Annotated in this window: 14 protein-coding genes and 2 tRNA genes; 13 read left to right on the top strand and 3 right to left on the bottom strand. The window is 69.1% G+C overall.

Annotation, left to right across the window (positions count from 1 at the left end; all coding sequences use genetic code 11):
* Position 1: 1 nt before the first annotated feature.
* The 4 genes from QN141_00800 to QN141_00785 all read left to right on the top strand — a co-directional run bounded on the left by QN141_00800 (position 2) and on the right by QN141_00785 (position 6,316).
* The gene (locus QN141_00800) at positions 2-1,435 is read left to right on the top strand and encodes an efflux RND transporter periplasmic adaptor subunit (GenBank protein ID MDR7557008.1); all 1,434 of its coding nucleotides are present in this window, start codon (positions 2-4) and stop codon (positions 1,433-1,435) included.
* Positions 1,432-4,581 (top strand): efflux RND transporter permease subunit, encoded by a 3,150-nt coding sequence (locus QN141_00795; GenBank protein MDR7557007.1) that lies wholly within the window; start codon positions 1,432-1,434, stop codon positions 4,579-4,581. The genes QN141_00800 and QN141_00795 overlap by 4 nt, the downstream gene beginning before the upstream one ends.
* The gene (gene pobA, locus QN141_00790) at positions 4,578-5,768 is read left to right on the top strand and encodes a 4-hydroxybenzoate 3-monooxygenase (protein ID MDR7557006.1); all 1,191 of its coding nucleotides are present in this window, start codon (positions 4,578-4,580) and stop codon (positions 5,766-5,768) included. Before QN141_00795 ends, pobA begins: the two co-directional genes overlap by 4 nt.
* A 62-nt stretch (positions 5,769-5,830) precedes the next feature.
* The gene (locus tag QN141_00785) at positions 5,831-6,316 is read left to right on the top strand and encodes a pyridoxamine 5'-phosphate oxidase family protein (GenBank protein ID MDR7557005.1); all 486 of its coding nucleotides are present in this window, start codon (positions 5,831-5,833) and stop codon (positions 6,314-6,316) included.
* A 10-nt stretch (positions 6,317-6,326) separates the two neighbouring features.
* On the opposite strand, the gene QN141_00780 is transcribed toward QN141_00785, so the two are convergent.
* Positions 6,327-6,404: transfer RNA gene (locus QN141_00780), tRNA-Glu, on the bottom strand.
* 49 nt (positions 6,405-6,453) lie between these two features.
* Between QN141_00780 and QN141_00775 the strand changes: the two genes are divergently transcribed.
* The 3 genes from QN141_00775 to QN141_00765 are packed head-to-tail and all read left to right on the top strand — an operon-like array spanning position 6,454 to position 7,915.
* Positions 6,454-6,996: a hypothetical protein gene (locus QN141_00775; protein ID MDR7557004.1), complete on the top strand. Its 543-nt coding sequence runs from the start codon at positions 6,454-6,456 to the stop codon at positions 6,994-6,996.
* A gap of 14 nt (positions 6,997-7,010) precedes the next feature.
* Complete coding sequence (locus tag QN141_00770; GenBank protein MDR7557003.1) at positions 7,011-7,361, top strand: hypothetical protein; 351 nt, start codon at positions 7,011-7,013, stop codon at positions 7,359-7,361.
* The gene (locus QN141_00765) at positions 7,340-7,915 is read left to right on the top strand and encodes a DUF488 domain-containing protein (protein MDR7557002.1); all 576 of its coding nucleotides are present in this window, start codon (positions 7,340-7,342) and stop codon (positions 7,913-7,915) included. Before QN141_00770 ends, QN141_00765 begins: the two co-directional genes overlap by 22 nt.
* On the opposite strand, the gene QN141_00760 is transcribed toward QN141_00765, so the two are convergent.
* Both QN141_00760 and QN141_00755 read right to left on the bottom strand, forming a co-directional pair.
* Positions 7,861-9,321 carry a glycosyltransferase family 39 protein gene (locus QN141_00760; protein ID MDR7557001.1) on the bottom strand — a complete coding sequence of 487 codons (1,461 nt, stop codon included), beginning with the start codon at positions 9,319-9,321 and terminating at the stop codon, positions 7,861-7,863. The genes QN141_00765 and QN141_00760 overlap by 55 nt on opposite strands.
* Complete coding sequence (locus QN141_00755) at positions 9,314-10,024, bottom strand: uracil-DNA glycosylase (GenBank protein MDR7557000.1); 711 nt, start codon at positions 10,022-10,024, stop codon at positions 9,314-9,316. The genes QN141_00760 and QN141_00755 overlap by 8 nt, the downstream gene beginning before the upstream one ends.
* A 67-nt stretch (positions 10,025-10,091) precedes the next feature.
* Between QN141_00755 and QN141_00750 the strand changes: the two genes are divergently transcribed.
* The 6 genes from QN141_00750 to QN141_00725 all read left to right on the top strand — a co-directional run bounded on the left by QN141_00750 (position 10,092) and on the right by QN141_00725 (position 16,921).
* A tRNA-Val gene (locus QN141_00750) sits at positions 10,092-10,167 on the top strand.
* Between the two features lie 370 nt (positions 10,168-10,537).
* A complete protein-coding gene (locus QN141_00745) occupies positions 10,538-11,644 on the top strand; it encodes a DUF2130 domain-containing protein (GenBank protein MDR7556999.1) in 1,107 nt (368 codons plus the stop codon).
* A 141-nt stretch (positions 11,645-11,785) separates the two neighbouring features.
* Positions 11,786-12,235, top strand: coding sequence for a thermonuclease family protein (locus QN141_00740; protein MDR7556998.1), 450 nt, complete (start codon positions 11,786-11,788; stop codon positions 12,233-12,235).
* A 1,468-nt stretch (positions 12,236-13,703) separates the two neighbouring features.
* Positions 13,704-15,152: a CoA-acylating methylmalonate-semialdehyde dehydrogenase gene (locus QN141_00735; GenBank protein ID MDR7556997.1), complete on the top strand. Its 1,449-nt coding sequence runs from the start codon at positions 13,704-13,706 to the stop codon at positions 15,150-15,152.
* Positions 15,143-16,078 (top strand): sugar ABC transporter permease, encoded by a 936-nt coding sequence (locus QN141_00730; GenBank protein ID MDR7556996.1) that lies wholly within the window; start codon positions 15,143-15,145, stop codon positions 16,076-16,078. Before QN141_00735 ends, QN141_00730 begins: the two co-directional genes overlap by 10 nt.
* Positions 16,079-16,921: a carbohydrate ABC transporter permease gene (locus QN141_00725; protein ID MDR7556995.1), complete on the top strand. Its 843-nt coding sequence runs from the start codon at positions 16,079-16,081 to the stop codon at positions 16,919-16,921. It abuts the gene before it with no gap.
* Positions 16,922-16,952: the final 31 nt, after the last annotated feature.

The following is a 16,952-nucleotide window of genomic DNA, read 5'->3' as shown; positions in this document are numbered from 1 at the left end:
GATGAGGTCGGCTTCCAGGATCCTGTTCCTGGCAGGCGCCCTGGCGCTTGTGGCGCTGCTGGCCTGGCGGACGAGCGCCGCACTGCGTAGCCGGCAGGCGGCGTCGGGCCCGGCGGGGCGGAACGCGGTGGCCGCGCTGGTGCAGACGGCCCGCGCAGAGCGGGCCACACTCGTCCAGCGCGCCATCCACATCGGCGAAGTCACCGCCACGAGCAGCGTGGACGTGACGGCGCGCGTCGCGGGGGTGGTGGCGGAGGTTGTGGTGGAAGAAGGGCAGACCGTCCGGCGGGGAGAGCTTCTGGCCCGGCTCGATCCCAAGGATCTGCGCTTCCAGGCCGCCGACGCCCGGGCGGCCTACGAGACGCAGCGCGTGCAGGTGGAGGCGGCGCGTGCCGCCTTGCGCACGCAACAGGCCCGGCTGGCGCAGGTCCTGGCCGGCCCGCCGGCGGAGCAACTGCGACAGGCCGAAGAACAGGTGCGCCAGGCGCGCGCCGCGTTGGAGTTCAGCCGCGAGCAGCTGCGCCGCACGGAGGAGCTGTTCGCCCAGGGCTATGTTTCGCGCGTCCAGCTGGACTCGGCGCGGCTGGATCTCACGGTCCAGGAGGCGCGGCTGCGCGGGGCGGAGGAGCAGCTGGCGCTGCTGCGGCGCGAGCCCCGGCCCGAGTCGGTTCGGATCGCCCGTGCCCAGGTGGCCGAGGCGGACGTCGCCTACCGGCAGGCCCGCGCGCGCCTGGAGGAGGCGCGGGTCGCCCTGCAGCGTGCGGAGAGCCTGCTCGCCGACAGCAGGATCACCGCTCCGGTGGACGGTGTGATCGGCCGACGGATGGTGGAACGCGGTCAGGCCGTTACGCCCGCCACCCCGTTGTTCCGGCTGATCGACGTCGACCCCGCGGTGATCACCATGCCCGTCATCGAGCGGGACCTCACCCGGGTTGCCGTCGGCATACCCGTGACGGTGCGCACCGAGGCGCTGCCCGGCGCCGTCTTCTCGGGCCGCGTCGCCAGCATCAGCCCGATCCTTTCGCCGACCACGCGGACCGCGGAGGTCCGCGTGGAGGTGCCCAACGCCGACGGCCGCCTGCGGCCGGGGATGTTCGTCAACGTCGAGATCCAGCTGGCCCGCCGCGAGAACGTGGTCGCCGTGCCGCTCGACGCGCTGCTGGAGCGGCCGGCCGGATCGGTGGTCTTCGTCGTCCAGGACGGGACGGCCCGGGAGCGGGTCGTCCGGCCGGGAATCTCGGACGGCGCCCGGGTGGAGATTATCAGCGGACTGAGCGCCGGCGAGACCGTCGCCGTTGCCGGACACCGCACGCTTCGCGACGGCGCCCCCGTCACCGTTCAGGGGTCCGGCCGAAACGGCGTGGGCCCCGCCGTGCCGGGCGCGGGCGGCCGGCCCGGCCCGTCCAATGACAGAGGGCGGAGGCGTCAGCCATGAACCTGATCCGGACCGCGGTCTTTCGGCCGATCGGGACGTTGATGGCGTTCATGATCGTCGTCCTGCTGGGGATTACCAGCCTGATGGGTCTGCCCCTCGACCTGCTGCCCGAACTACAGTTCCCGCGTCTGACCATCGTCACCGACTATCCCGGTGCCGGCCCGGAGGAGGTCGAGAACCTGGTCACCCGCGTGATCGAGGAAACGGTGGGCACCGCGGTGGGCGCGGAGGACGTCATCTCCACTTCGTCGGAGGGGAGTTCGCGCGTCACCGTGACCTTCCCCTTCGGGACGAATCTGGACCTGGCCGCCGCCGATGTGCGGGTGGCCATCGAACGCGCGCGGCGTCGCCTGCCCCCGGCCGCCTCGACCCCGGTCGTCTTCAAGTTCGATCCCTCCCAGTCCCCAATCGTGTGGCTCGGCCTGGTGAGCCGGTCGCCTGAGATCGGTCCCCTCCAGCTGCGGCAGATCGCCGAGGACCAGGTGCAGTTCCGCCTGGAGCGGGTGCCGGACGTGGCTGCGGTGACGATCTCCGGGGGGCTGCGCCGTCAGATCCTGGTGGAGATGGACCCCGTGCGGGCGCAGGCGCTCGCCGTATCCGAACGGGACATCCGCTCGGCGCTGGCCGGCGCCAACCTGGTGGAAGCCGGCGGCCAGGTCGTCGAGGGGACCCGTCATCTGGGCCTGCGGGTGCTCAGCCAGTACCGGGACGTGGGAGAGATCGCCCGCACCATCGTCACGGTGCGCGACGGCGTGCCCATCTACGTGGCCGATGTCGCCCGGGTCTCGGTGGGCCAGGAGGAGCCCACCAGCCTGGTGCGGGTGAACGGACAGCCCGGAGTCATGATCCAGGTGCAACGCCAGTCCGGCGCCAACACCGTCGCCGTCAGCGACGGCATCCTGCGCGCCGTGCGCGAGACCGCCCCGACGCTGCGCGGGGCGGAGCTGCTCGTCCTGAACGACTCGGCCCGCTTCATCCGCTCCACCCTGCGCTCCGTCCAGCAGGCCATTCTCATCGGCGGCGGACTGGCCGTGGCCGTGCTGTTGCTGTTCCTGCGCGACGTGCGCAGCGTGCTGGTCATCGCCGCCGCGCTGCCGACCTCGGTGGTGGCCACCTTCGTCCTGATGTTCTTCGCCGGGTACTCCCTGAACCTGATGACGCTGGGGGCTCTGGCCATGGGCATCGGCATGCTCGTGGACGCCTCTATCGTCGTGCTGGAGAACATCTTCCGGCATCGCGAGATGGGCAAGAGCGGGCCCGAGGCGGCGACGGTCGGAGCGCAGGAGGTGGCCGCGGCGATCCTGGCCTCCACGCTGACCACGGTCGTCGTCTTCCTCCCCGTCATCTTTCTGCGGGGCAGCGTGATCACCACCCAGCTGTTCTTCCAGTTCTCGGTGGTCGTGGTCTTCGCGCTGCTGTGCTCGCTGGTGGTCGCCGTCACGCTCATCCCGTCGCTGGCCGCCCACCTGCCCCGGCTGGTCCGGCGGGAAGATGCGGCCCGGATGCGACCCGGCGGTTTGCTGGCCACCTACCGGCAGATCCTGACCTGGAGCCTCCGGCACCGCCGCCCGGTGTTCATGGCCAGCGCGGTCGTCTTTCTCCTCGGGCTGGCCACCTTCTCCCTGATCGGCCGGGAGACGCTGCCTGCGGCCGATGAAGGTGAGTTCTTCGTGTCGGTGACCATGCCCATCGGGACGCGGCTGGAGGTCACCGACCGGGTCCTGGCGCGGTTCGAGGAGGTGATCCGCTCGGCCGTGCCCGAGGCGGAGTACGTGTCGGTGACGGCGGGGACGACCACCTTCGGCGGCGGGTCGCACCGGGGCTTCATCCGCGTGCGCCTCGTCGACCGCGGCAGCCGGTCCCGCTCCACGGAGCAGATCGTCGCCGCCCTGAGACCCCGCCTGCAGGAGCCGGGAGCCCGGGTCTTCGTCCGGGGCAGCGCCGGGGCGCTGGGCATCCTCCGCTTCGGGGGCGGTGACGCCGACCCCATCGAGGTGGAGATCCGCGGCTTCGACCTCCGCCAGGGGCTGAGTCTGGCGCAGCAGGTCCGGGACCTGCTGGAGCGCATCCCCGGCGTGATCGACGCGACGGTGGCGCGGGAAGAGGCGCTGCCCGAGGTCGTGGTGCGGATCGACGTGGAACGGGCCGCCGCCTTCGGCGTCAGCCCATCCCAGGTGGCCAGCGCCCTGCGCACCGCGGTGGAGGGCGAGGTGGCGACGACGCTGCGCGCGGCCGGGCGGGAAACGGACATCGTGGTCAGCCAGGAGGCGGGCCGGGCCCTGACGCCGACCCAGGTCCTCTCCATCCCGATCATCTCGCCCTCGGGGCGGCGGGTGCTGCTCGGCCAGGTGGCGGAGCTGGTCCGCGGGGAGTCGCCCACCCAGATCTTCCGCCGCAGCCGCCAGCGCGTGATCACGGTGACCGCGGGGATCAGCGGGCGCGACTTCGGCAGCGTCATGGCCGACGTCCGGTCGGCCCTGGCGGGGCTGCCTCTGCCGGAGGGGTTTTCCCTGGCCCTCGGGCAGACCTACGAAGAGCAGCAGCGGTCCTACCGCCAGCTCTCCATGGGCTTCCTCGTGGCCGTCCTCCTGGTCTTCGCCGTCATGGCCGTGCAGTTCGAGGCGTTGCTGGCACCGCTGTTGATCATGGGGTCGGTGCCCTTTGCCCTGAGCGGCGGGCTGCTGATGCTGTTTCTGACGGGGACGACGCTCAACATCCAGTCCCTGATCGGCCTGATCGTGCTGGCCGGCGTCATCGTGAACAACGCCATCCTGCTGATCGACTTCATCATGGTCCGGCGGCGCCGTGACGGGATGCCCCTGGAGGCGGCCACCGTGGACGGCTCTGTGGCCCGCCTCCGCCCGGTGCTGATGACGACGGTGACGACTGTGATGGGACTGCTGCCGACGGCGATCGGGATCGGCGAAGGGGCCGAACTCCAGGTTCCCCTCGCCCGCGCGGTCATCGGAGGACTGCTTATCGGGACGATGGTCACCCTGGTTTTCATCCCAACGCTGTACGTCAGCGTCGAAGGATATCGGGCAAGGCGGAAGGCGCCGCAAACCGAGACGGCACCAGTCTCCGCTCCCGCCGCCGTCGCCGGGGGCCAGAACGGCGGGAACGGCGCAGATCAGATCCGGGCATGACCCGTCTGACGCCGGCGCGGACCCAGGTCGCCATCGCGGGCGCCGGTCCGGCCGGGCTCGTCCTTTCGCACCTGTTGGCCCGCTCCGGTATCGATTCCCTCGTGCTGGAAAACCGCACGCGCGAGTACGTGGAGCGGCGGATCCGCGCCGGGGTGCTCGAGCAGGGCACCGTCGACCTCCTCCGCGCTTCGGGGGTCGGAGAGCGTCTCGATCGCGAAGGGTTGACCCACCACGGCATCTGGCTGCGGTTCGAAGGCGAGAGCCACCGTATCCCCTTCAGCGAACTCACCGGCGGGCGCACCATCACCGTCTACGGCCAGCAGGAAGTGGTGAAGGACCTCATCCGGGCCAGGCTGGATGCGGGCGGGCAGATCCTCTTCGAAGCCGAAGCCGTGGGCCTGGACGACCTGCAGACGACCACGCCGGTCGTGCGCTACCGGTACCGGGGGGCGGTCCGTGAGCTGCGGGCCGACTTCATCGCCGGCTGCGACGGGTTCCACGGCGTCTCCCGGGGCGCGATTCCTCCCGGTGTCCTCACCGTGTACGAGCGGCACTATCCCTTTGCCTGGCTGGGCATCCTGGCCGCCTGCCCGCCCTCCAACGAGGAGCTGATCTACGCCTACCACGAGCGGGGCTTCGCCCTGCATAGCATGCGGTCGCCCCAGCTCACCCGGCTCTATGTCCAGTGCGACCCCGAGGACACGCTGGAGCAGTGGCCGGACGAGCGCGTCTGGGAGGAACTGCGGGCCCGCCTGGCGGCGCCGGGGTTCACGCTGAACGAGGGGCCCGTCCTGGAAAAGGGGATCGCCGAGATGCGCAGTTTCGTCGTCGAGCCCATGCAGTACGGGCGTCTCTACCTGGCTGGCGACGCCGCCCACATCGTTCCCCCCACCGGTGCCAAGGGGATGAACCTGGCGGTCAACGACGCGCGCGTCCTGGCCGAGGCGCTGACCGCCTGGTATCAAACGGGGCGGACCGACCTCCTGGAGGGCTACTCCGCCACCTGCCTGCGCCGCGTCTGGCGCGCCCAGCACTTCTCCTGGTGGATGACCTCCATGCTGCACCGGTTCCCCGGCGACGACGCCTACCAGCACCGTCTGCAGCTCTCTCAGTTGCGCTACGTGACGAGTTCGCGGGCCGCCGCCACCAGCCTGGCCGAAAACTACGTGGGCCTGCAGGAGGTGTGACCCCAGGCCTCCAGAAGTAAGGGGCCGGTCTTCTCACCGAAGAGCATGAAGACGCGAAGAGCATGAACACGCTCACCGTTGAGCAGGTCCTCCGGACGGCGGCCGGCATCCTCCGTGCGGCGGAGTACGCGTTCCTCGTCACGCTGGGGGCGACGCGCGAGATCCACGCCCGGTTGATGCAGCACTTCAAGCCCGAAGATGACCTCACCCTCTGGTTCGGAGCCAGCCGCGGGTCGCGCAAGGTGCGGGAGGTAATGTTTGCGCCCCGTGTCGTGGTGGCGTGCCACGATCCCGGCCGGTCCGGGTATGCGGCCCTGACCGGAGTGATCGAGGTCGTCGAGGACGCCGAGCTCAGGCGCCGTTACTGGCGCGACGACTGGGCGGCCTTCTGGCCGGCGGGGCCTCTGGGCAGCGACTACGTGCTCCTGAAGTTCACCTGTGAGCGGGTCGAGGTGATGCACCTGGAGGAGGGTGTGGCGCCCGAACCGAGGGGGCTGCGGCCCGCGGTCGCGGTGCGCCGCGGCGAGGCCTGGCATCTGGAGGAGTGAGCCGGCCGGCTGGTGCCCCCAGCGGGATTCGAACCCGCGTTACCGGCTTGAAAGACCGGTGTCCTGGGCCTGGCTAGACGATGGGGGCCGCAGACGCCAACACTGTAGCATCCGGTCCTTGGCACGGTCAACGAACGATGACCGCATCCAACGCTGACGACATTGCCCGCTGGCGGGCCGCGCACGCCGAGACGCTGCGCTTGGCCCGCGCGCTGGAGAGGACGGCGGCGATCTTCCGCCGGTGCGCCGGTGAACTCCGCTACCATCCCCAGACCGGACTATCCACGCCGCTTCCGGCGGACCTGATCCAGGCCGCGCAGGCGATGCGGGAGACCCTGGCCGCCGTCTCCGCGGCCATGGCGCGCTGGCACGAAGAGGTGACCTGGATCCGGTCCCTGGATCCAGCCCGGACCGTGGACGAGATCCAGCAGGGACACGCCGCCGGGTGGGAGGCGGCGCGGCTGCTGAAGGCGACGCTGGAGGTCTTCGACCAGGCGGTGCTCCACCCGGAGGTGGCGCCGCTCGATGCGCCGTACGGAACGGGGGCGCCGAAGCGCGTCCATCCCGGCGCCCAGTGCACGTGGGTGGCCGAGCGTGGCGACGCCCTGGCCCGGGAGGTGGCGGACGTCACGCTGCGCAAGGAGAACCTCCTCCAGGCCCTCGCGCCGCGGCCCGCCTGAGTGCCAGCCTCCCGATGCCGGCGCGGACGTATGCGCAGTGGGGCGGCGCCGCCCTCGTCGCCCTCGGGATCGGCGGCCTGTTCGCCGGGCGGATGTTGCTCGTGCTGAACGCGGAGTTTCCGATCGACGCCCTCCGCCTGCTGGTCGGAGGTACGCTGGTGTGGGCGGGCCGGGCTGGCCGCGGCCAGGCCCGGGGGTGGGCGGCGGTCGCCGGAGTCATCTTTGCCGCGACCGGGCTGACCGGACTCTTCACCCGGGACTTCTACGGACTGTTGGATTACGGCGTGAACCCCTTCGACAACGTGCTGCACCTGCTGCTCGGCATGTTGGGTCTGTGGGCGGGATGGAGGCCCCCCTCCGCGTAGCCACCGTCGGACATTCCACGCGGACGCTGGATGCGTTCCTCGAGCTCCTGCGCGCCCAGGGCGTGACCTGTCTGGTGGACGTGCGGGTTGCCCCCGGCTCTCGCCGCCATCCCCACTTCGCCCGGGAGGCGCTGGCCCGCGCGCTGGAAGCGTCGGGCATCCGCTACCTCCACATCAAGGATCTGGGGGGCTGGCGCCGGCCCCGGCCCGACTCGCCGCACATCGGGTGGCGAAGCGAAGGGTTCCGCGGCTACGCGGACCACATGGAGACGCCGGCCTTCGGCAGAGCCCTGGACGAGGTCATCGCCCTGGCCGCCTCGGAGACGGTGGCGTTGATGTGCGCCGAAGCGGCGCCGTGGCGGTGTCACCGCCAGCTCATCGCGGACGCCCTGGTCGCCCGCGGGGTCGAGGTCATGCACCTCCTCGGTCCGGATCAAGTCCGGCGGCACGCCCTCACCTCCTTCGCCCGTCTGGAGGGCACCCGGGTGATCTACGACCGTCACCTGGGCACTGCGGCCGGCCGGGGCACGCCGCGGAACCCCAGGCCGCGGTAGACGGCGAAACGGCGCACCACCCGCCCGTGGAGCACGACCTCGATGTCCGGGAGCCGCTCCACCGTGCGGAACATGCGCGCCAACGGCACGCCGGGCGGGGCACGGAGGTCGTTGAGGTAGACGGCGTTCCGGTCGATCAGGTGTTGGGCCGGCACCCAGAGGTCGTAGGCGTCGCCTCCTTCGTTGGGGGTGGCCACGGTGTAGCGCCGCCGCAGGTGGTACTCGATCTGCCCCGCCGTCTGATAGGCGGCCGTCATGACGAAGCGCCCCGGCCGCTCCGGCGTGGCCTCCATCAGCGGCTGCAGACGGGCGGCGAGCTGGTCCCATCCCCACAGCTGGCCGGCGCCGGCGTAGTCCGGCCGGAAGGGGAGCGCCGCGAGTGCGGCGACGGCGGCCAGATTCACGGCGGCGGCCGCGCCCGCCGTGATCCGCCACGGGCGGCGCGTCCGGACCTCCGCCCACAGCGCCCCGGCGGCGATCAGGGCGACCAGGAAGCCCGGCGCGTGCCAGTGCGGTTTGGGGATGCCGTCGAAACTGGCCGCCCACGTCACGCCCATGAGGGGCAGGGCGCTCCAGAGGAGGAAAAGGTGGCGCGGATCCCGCCGCCGTGGGACGGCCGAGGCGGCCAGGGCTGCCACCAGCAGGGGCGCGGTGACGGGGCCGTAGTAGGCGAGCTGCGCGGCCAGGAAGGCGGCGGCGCTGAGCGCCGGCAGGTCGGTGCGGATCCAGGCCAGCGGAGCCCGGGCCCGCTGGAAGGTGGCCCAGTGGTGGGTCGCATTCCACGAGAGGAACGGCAGGAGCACCAGCAGCGCGATTGCGGCGGCCAGGTAGGGCTCTGGACGCCGGAACCACCGCCGCTCCGAAGGCGCACCCAGCAGGAAGCCGGCGACGGAGATCAGCAGGAAGACCGCCGTCATCTTGCTGAGCATCGCCAACCCCGCGCCCAGGCCGGTCAGGACCCAGTCCAGGGGGCGGCCCGCAGATCGGGCCCGCCACAACGCCCACAAGGTGAGGATCCAGAAGAAGATGAACGGCGCGTCGGGGAAGGCGAAGAGGCTGCCCAGAGTAAACGAGGGGATGAGCTGAAAGCCGATCGCGGCGACCAGGCCGGCGGAGGCGCCGAACATCATCCGCCCGAGAGCGAACACCAGCGCCGTCGTGCCCGCGGCGAGGAGCACCGCCCCGAACCGGACCCCGAGCGGGGTGTCGCCCAACAGCGCGGTCGTCACGCCGATCATCCCGGCTACGGCCGGAGGATGGTCGGGATAGCCCCAGGCCGGGCGCTGCGCCCACGCCCAGTAGTAGGCTTCGTCGTCCACCAGCGGCAGGGCGGAGGCCAACCACAGACGACCTGCCGTAGTCCCCGCCACCACGACGAGGAGGGTGATCCAGGCCCTCCTATCCACGCCAGTCGTCCTGCAGGGCGGATCGGGCGCGGGCGAAGATCGCGTTCAGCATCCGGGCGGTGAGCTTTCCGGTCTGCGTGTTCTGCCGGCTCGGGTGGTAGGAGGCGATGACGCGCAGCGTCTGCCCCGCGGGATGGCGCAGGACGATGGACAGCCCGTGGGCGAAGCGCGGGCGCGGACGGGGGACGGCGTAACCGCGCTCGGCGGCGTGGGCCAGGAAGCGCGTGTACGCGATCTGGCCGAGGGTGACGACGACCCGCACCCGTGTCAGCAGGTCGAGTTCCTGCCGCAGGTAGCGCGCGCAGCGGGCGAACTCCGAGGGCAGCGGTTTGTTGTCCGGCGGCGCGCAGCGCACGGCGGCCGTGAGGTAGGCGTTGCGCAGGCGCAATCCGTCCTCCCGGTGGGTCGAGGTGGGCTGGGAGGCGAACCCGGCGCGGTGGAGGGCCCGGATCAGCCAGTGCCCCGAGCCGTCTCCCGTGAACATCCGGCCGGTCCGGTTGGCCCCGTGCGCCGCCGGAGCCAGCCCCACGACGAGGACCTCGGCCCGGGGATCCCCGAAGCCCGGCACGGGCCGGCCCCAGTACGTCCAGTGCGCGAACTCCCGCTTCTTCCTGCGGGCCACCGCCTCGCGGTAGCGCACCAGACGGGGACACAGCCGGCAGGCGCTGATCGTCTCGGCCAGGGCTGCGAACTCCTGATCCATGCCGATCGGGTATTCTGGGAGGTTGATTGACGCTCCTCGGGACGCGGGCCTATAATGACTCTGCCCGGGGCGGTTAGCTCAGTGGTTAGAGCGCATGCTTCACACGCATGAGGTCGCAGGTTCAAGTCCTGCACCGCCCACCACGAACCCCCGCGTCTATCAAGGCTTTTCGCGCATTCCCCTTTGCGGGGTCCCTGCTTGGACCCATGGACTGCTTGTCTCGGAGTTGAGAGCGTAGTTCCTGAGTGAAGCCCTATGTCATCGTAAGCGATTCGGCTCAACAGGGGCCAGCACCCCGGCATCTGCGCGAGCACCTCTCGTGCGGGTTCTCCCGCATTAGGTAGCTGCACGCTGTCTCCAATCGGCGCCAATTGGGTAGTAAACAAGTTGACTGATGCAGGAAGTGAGCTAGTGTTAGATGTGCTTAAATTGTGCAGCATCAGGCCAGCGCGAAACCAGAATCGACGCGCAGCGCGGACGACCGGAGGAATCCGTAGCAAGGGGAGGATCTCGATGAGCAAGCCCACCGCACCTAGGAGGTGTCCTTTCTGTGGTCAGCCCTTGGTCAACGAACAGGCGATTGCGCACCTGTACCGTGCGCAGGCAAGCTTTGAGCGACGCCTGAGGGCAGAGGCTGAGAAGGAGGCCCGGTCGCTGATCCGGGCGGAGTATGACGCGAAGATCGCTGCCGTGAAGGCTCAGGCTGCGCGAGAGGTCAAGCGGGAGATGCGCGCGCAGCTTGCTGCTGAGCGGAAGAAGATGCGTGTGGAGATGCGCAGGGAGTATGAAGCGCAGCTCAAGGCAGCTAGGAAAGATGACAGACGTGTAAAGCAACTGGAGGTGATCGCCAGGCGCTACCGGGAGCAGGCTGAACGGCAACGAGCAGAAGCGGACCGGCAACGCGCCGAGGCGGAGCGACTTCGCCGCCAACTCGATGGCCTTCAGCCCGGCGACCGTGGTGAGTTCAACGAGGAAGACTTGAAGCGCCAGTTGGAAGCGGCGTTTCGGGACGACGAGGTCAAGCGCGTCGGACGGGGCCGCGCTGGCGCAGATCTCATTCAAACGGTGCGATACCGGACCGGGGAACAGCTGGTAGCTGCTGGACAGATCGTGTACGAGTGCAAAGATGCTCAGGATTGGAAGAACGAGTTCGTTGCGCAGGCCAGGCAAGCCCAAGAGACGCACAGGACGCCTCACGTCATCCTCGTTACCAGAGTCTTTCCTCGCAAACACAGGCACTTCTGCCTGCAGGACGGCATCCCGGTGATCCATCCCGACGGAGTATTGCACCTTGCCGAAGTGGTGCGGCGGATGGTCATCGAGGTGCACAGGGCGGGACTGTCGGTAGTGGACCGCAGCCAGAAGACGGCGGAGCTATACCAGTACCTCTCCGGCGTGGAGTTCCGGGATACACTTGCAGACCTCATCGGGATCAGCTCGAAACTGCAGACGGAGCTTCAGAAAGAGCGTCGAGGGCATGAGCAGACTTGGGCGCGCCGAGAGGCCGCCTACAAGGCTCTGCTGAAGAAGAGCGGCGCAATCGACGCATCGATCCGCGCGATAATCGAGCGCCCTGTCCGCGATGTAGGAGCCGAAAAGGTCGTGCAGCTACGATCCTGAGCGCCCCAATATGACTGCTGCACGGACAAACCGCGGAGGATGAGACCCGAGAAAACAATCCTCCTAGTCGCGCTGACTTTGGTCTTCGCGCTATCGGGTTCACGCTTGGGGGCAGCACGGGTTGCCTGCCAAAACCCACCGGTGCCCGAAGAACTCTTCGCGGCCACGATTGGGTGGGTTGTGGACGGCGATACCGTGCAGGTGAGGCTGGACGGCCGCCGGGAGCGCGTTCGGTTGATCGGGATCGATACACCGGAGGTCCACGAGAGCGCCAAACTGAACCGCGATGCTTACGAGTCGGGGGTACCGAAGGAAGTCATCCAAGAATTTGGCTGGCTTGCCTCACAGTTCACGAAGAAGCATCTCCAGGGCAAAGAGGTAGGGTTGGAATTGGACGTGCAAGTCCGCGACCGCTACGGTCGCGTCCTCGCTTACGTCTGGCTCCTCGATGGTAGGCTGTTCAACATGCTGATATTGCGGGCGGGCTACGCTCAGGTGCTGACCATCCCGCCCAATGTGAAGTACGCTGAACTCTTCCTCGCCTGTCAGCGGGAGGCCCGCGAGAAGAGGCGCGGCCTTTGGGGAAGGTGAGGCCGAGCCTCCGATTGCCCCGGGGTGTCGAACGAGAAGCAGCGGTTGGCAACGTTTCAAAGGGTCCTCCGCGAGGACATTTGAAGCTCTGACGGACCTCTGAGGAGGCTGCAACGAACCCTTACGAGCGCAAGCGATTGCCGCCATATCTGTGTGCCGTCTGCGGGGACGAGGAGGAATATTGGCTCGCGCCGCCAAGCAACATGCGTCGGAGCATGAGCGCCGGATCGACAAGGAAGCCCCGCCTCACCCCCGGGTGGGCGGGGCTTCTGCTTTGACCGCGAAGGACGGGGTGAGGCAGGCATGGCAAAGCAGCTTCGAACCCCGAGGGGCGAAACACAGATTGCCGCCCTGGCGGCGGAGTTCTACGTTGCCGCCTCCCTGCTCCGCCTGGGGCACCGAGTCTCGCTGACCCTCGGTCATACGAAGGAGATAGACCTGAGCGCCCATCATGCGGACGGCCGAACCGTGACGATTGACGTAAAGGCCCTCAAGAATACGACCAACTGGCCACTCTCTCCCAAGCGGAGGGACCCTGCTCACTTTTACGTTCTCGTTTGCTACAAGCATCGATTCAAAGAGCCCCATGCATCGCCAGAGGTCTTCGTAGTTCCTTCGAGCGAAATCGACGAGATTCTAGAGCGATGGTCGGGGTTGCCTAGCGTGACGTGCGTGAACTACAAGCGAGTCAAAGACTTGCGCTACCGCGATGCTTGGCATTTGTTGTTCGCGGAGCCGAGAGCCAGTAGCCGTCGGCCGAGGTGATTTGTGTCGCCGTTCGAGGTTCGGGAGGAGGTCCTCAACGCCGTTCTCGCCGACCTGCTTTCGCAGCACGGCCTGCTATCTGTCCCTGAGAGTATCCTGATCGAGAGTCGGATCGGTGATGGCGGGATCCGTGATTCGCTCTTCCGTGACGCCCTTGCGCGGGTCCAGCAAGGGATTTCTCCTTATGCCTTGGTGATCGCTTCGAAAGATTGCCGGCAAAATCGATGTGACCATTCTCTCGATGAAACCTATCGTCTCTGTGTGGTGCCAAGTGGACGATCTGAACGATGAGGATGCGCCCCCCGCCACAGCAATGTAACCATCCGTCCAGCGCACCAGACCTGCCGAGGCGTGAACACGCAGCAGCACTAGTTGCTTCCAGGTACCCCGTTCCCAAATCCGTACATTCCCGTGGAACTGAGCCGTAGCGAGGAACCGGCCGTCAGGGCTCCACTCTACGGCGATCCACGCGTTTTCGTGCGGGCCAAGCTGCGCGACCGGCTTGCCATCGGCTGTCCACACCACGGCGATGCCATCGCCGGAGCCGACGGTGCGGGTACGTCCGGCGCTTCCGCGGGGCGGCCGCAGACAGGATACGGGACCACGGGGAGCCGAATAGTCCACCCACCCGAGGCCGGCGCAGCGCCGTCCTGTTTCGCCCCACCCCGCGCCGGTCCGCGCTTCCTGAAAGGACGGCCGGGGAATGCACGAAGTCCTCAACCACATCGCCGGCGAGTGGACGAGGGCGACCGGGGGCCGGGGCCTGGAGGTGTTCAATCCGGCCAGCGGCGAGGTGATCGCCCGCGTACCGCTGTCCAGTGCGGCCGACGTGGATCACGCCGCGCAGGCCGCGGCGCGGGCCTTCCGGGAGTGGCGGCGCACCCCGGCGCCGGAGCGCGTCCAGCCCCTGTTCCGTCTGAAACGCCTGCTCGAGGAGCATCTCGACGACCTGGCCCGTACCGTCACCGAGGAGTGCGGCAAGACGTACGACGAGTCGGTGGGCGAGCTGCGGCGGGGAATCGAGAACGTCGAGGTGGCCTGCGGCATCCCCAGCCTGCTGCAGGGCTACAACAGTGAGGACGTGGCCCGCGGCATCGACGAACATCTCTTCCGCCAGCCCGTGGGGGTGGTCGCCGCCATCACGCCGTTCAACTTTCCCGGGATGATCCCGCTGTGGTTCCTGCCCTACGCCGTGGCCTGCGGCAACGCCGTCATCGTCAAGCCGTCCGAGAAGGTCCCTCTGACGATGCAGAAGATCATGGCCCTGGTCGAGCGGGCCGGCCTTCCGCCCGGCGTGGTCAACGTGGTTAACGGGGCGGCGGAGACCGTGGACGCGCTCTGCGATCACCCCCTCGTCCGCGCCGTGAGCTTCGTCGGCTCCACGCCGGTGGCGCGACACGTCTACGCGCGGGCGGCGGCGGCCGGCAAGCGGGCCCAGTGCCAGGGCGGGGCCAAGAACCCGGTGGTCGTCCTCCCCGACGCGGACATGGCCACGGTGCCCCAGCTGGTCGCCGACTCGGCCTTCGGCTGCGCCGGTCAGCGCTGCCTGGCGTCGTCGCTGGCCATCGTCGTCGGCGAGGCGCGGGAGCCGTTCACCGAGGCGGTCGCCGCACTGGCCGCCTCCCGCCGGGTAGGCGACGGGCTGGAGCCGGGGGTGGAGATGGGGCCGCTGATCCGCGCCGAGAGCCAGCGGCGCGTCGAAGGGCTGATCGGCCAGGCCGAGGCGGAGGGCGCCCGAATCATCGTGGATGGACGGGGGGCGCGCATCCCCGGCCGCGAGCAGGGGTTCTTCGTCCGGCCCACGGTGCTGGACGAGGTGCCCCCCGGGGGGACCATCGCCCGCACCGAGATCTTCGGACCGGTGCTGGGGTTGATCCCCGTGCGCACGATCGACGAGGCGATCGCCCTGGTCAACGCGCAGGATTACGGCAATATGGCCTGCCTGTTCACGCGCAGCGGAGCGGCCGCCCGGCGGTTCCGGTACGAGGTGCAGGTGGGCAACATCGGCATCAACGTCGGGGTCGCCGCGCCGATGGCCTTCTTCCCCTTCGCCGGCTGGAACCAGAGCTTCTTCGGCGACCTGCACGGCCAGGGGCGCGACGCGGTGGAGTTCTACACCGAGAAGAAGGTGGTGGTGGAGCGGTGGCCCTGAGCGTGACGCGCTCGCTCTCCACCGCCCTGTCGAACGGGCGGGCCCTGTTCGAGCGCGAGCGCGTGCTCGGGCCTCTGCTGCTGACCCCCGCCGTGCTCTACATCGCGCTCCTCGTCGGCTTCCCCTTCCTCTTCGCCCTCTACCTCAGCCTGACCGACGCGACGACGGGCAACCCCTACGGGCGCTATATCGGCCTGGACAACTTCGTCGAGGTCTTCCAGGACCCGGTGGCGATGCGCGCCCTGCGCAACACCTTCACCTTCACCGTCCTGGCCCAGGTCGCGGTCCTGGTGCTGGCCAACATCCTGGCCCACGCCCTGCAGCGCCCCTTCCGGGGCCGCGGGCTGGTGATGTTCCTCGTGCTGCTGCCCTGGGTCGCCCCCGTCTCCCTGACGACGATCGGCTGGCTGTGGATCTTCCACGCCCGGTTCAGCATCCTCGACTGGATGCTGCGCGGCCTCGGCTGGCTGGGACCCGGCGAGAACATGTTCTGGCTGGGCCGGCCGAACCTGGCGATGTTCTCCGTGGTCACCGTGCACGTCTGGCGCATGCTGCCCTTCGCCACGGTGATCCTCCTGGCCGGCCTGGCCGCGCTGCCCCGCGACGTGCTCGATCAGGCCGAGGTGGACGGCGCCGGCTTCTGGCGGCGGCTGTTCCACATCGTCCTGCCCCTGATGGCGCCCGTGACCGCGGTGGCCGTGCTGTTCGGCACGATCTTCACCTTCACAGATATGGCCGTGGTGTATGTCCTGACCCGGGGCGGCCCCTTCGACACCACGCAGGTCCTCTCCAGCCTGGCCTTCTTCAAGGGGATCTTCGGCGGCAACCTCAGCGTGGGCGCCTCGATCTCCCTGCTCCTCTTCCCCGTGCTCCTGGTCGCCGCCGTGATGGTGCTGCGCCTGGCGCGCCGCGTGGAGGTGGCCTAGGTGCGGGCGCGGCGGCGGGCCCTGGCGCTGGGCCGGGCCGGCATTCTCGGCGCCTTCGTCATCGTCGCGGCCACGCCGTTCGCCTGGATGCTGATCACGGCCTTCAAGCGCAACTCCGACCTCTACAACCCCCTGCACAACCCCTTCTGGTTCCACGAGCCGCCGACGCTGGAGCACTGGCAGTACGTCTTCACGAAGACGCTGTACGCCCGCTGGGTGCTCAACACGGCGCTGGTGGGCGTGGCGGTGGTGGCAATCACGCTCCTGCTCGCCCTGCCGGCGGCCTACAGCCTGGCGCGCTTCCTGGGCCGCTGGGGCGAGCGGGCGAGCATCGCCATCTTCCTCGTCTACCTCGTCCCGCCGACGCTGCTGTTCATCCCCATGGCCAGGGTGGTGACGACGCTCGGCCTGCAGAACACCCTCTGGTCCCTGATCGTCGTCTATCCCACGATCACCGTGCCGCTGAGCGTCTGGCTGCTCACCGGCTTCCTGCGCGGCGTGCCGCGGGAACTGGAGGAAGCGGCCCTCGTGGACGGCTGCACCCGGCTGCGGGCGCTGTGGCAGGTGGTCATCCCGCTCACGCTGCCGGGCATCGTCACGGTGGTGATCTTCGGCTTCACCCTCTCCGCCCAGGAGTTCGTCTACGCCCTGACCTTCGTGACGAGCACCGCCCAGAAGACCGTCAGCGTCGGTGTGCCCGCGGACATGGTGCGGGGCGACATCTTCGACTGGGGGCCGCTGATGGCCTCGGCCTTTCTGGCCAGCGTGCCCGTGGCGGCGATGTACTACGCGGTGATCGAGCGGTTCGTGGGCAGCTTTACCGTCAGTGGGGCGATCAAGTGATCCCGCGGCCGGTGCGGCCGCGACCGAAGGG

The sequence above is a fragment of the Armatimonadota bacterium genome (assembly GCA_031459765.1).
Taxonomy (GTDB): domain Bacteria; phylum Sysuimicrobiota; class Sysuimicrobiia; order Sysuimicrobiales; family Kaftiobacteriaceae; genus Kaftiobacterium; species Kaftiobacterium secundum.
The sequence above is the reverse complement of the archived record's forward strand: the minus strand, read 5'-3'. Positions and strand labels throughout refer to the sequence as shown.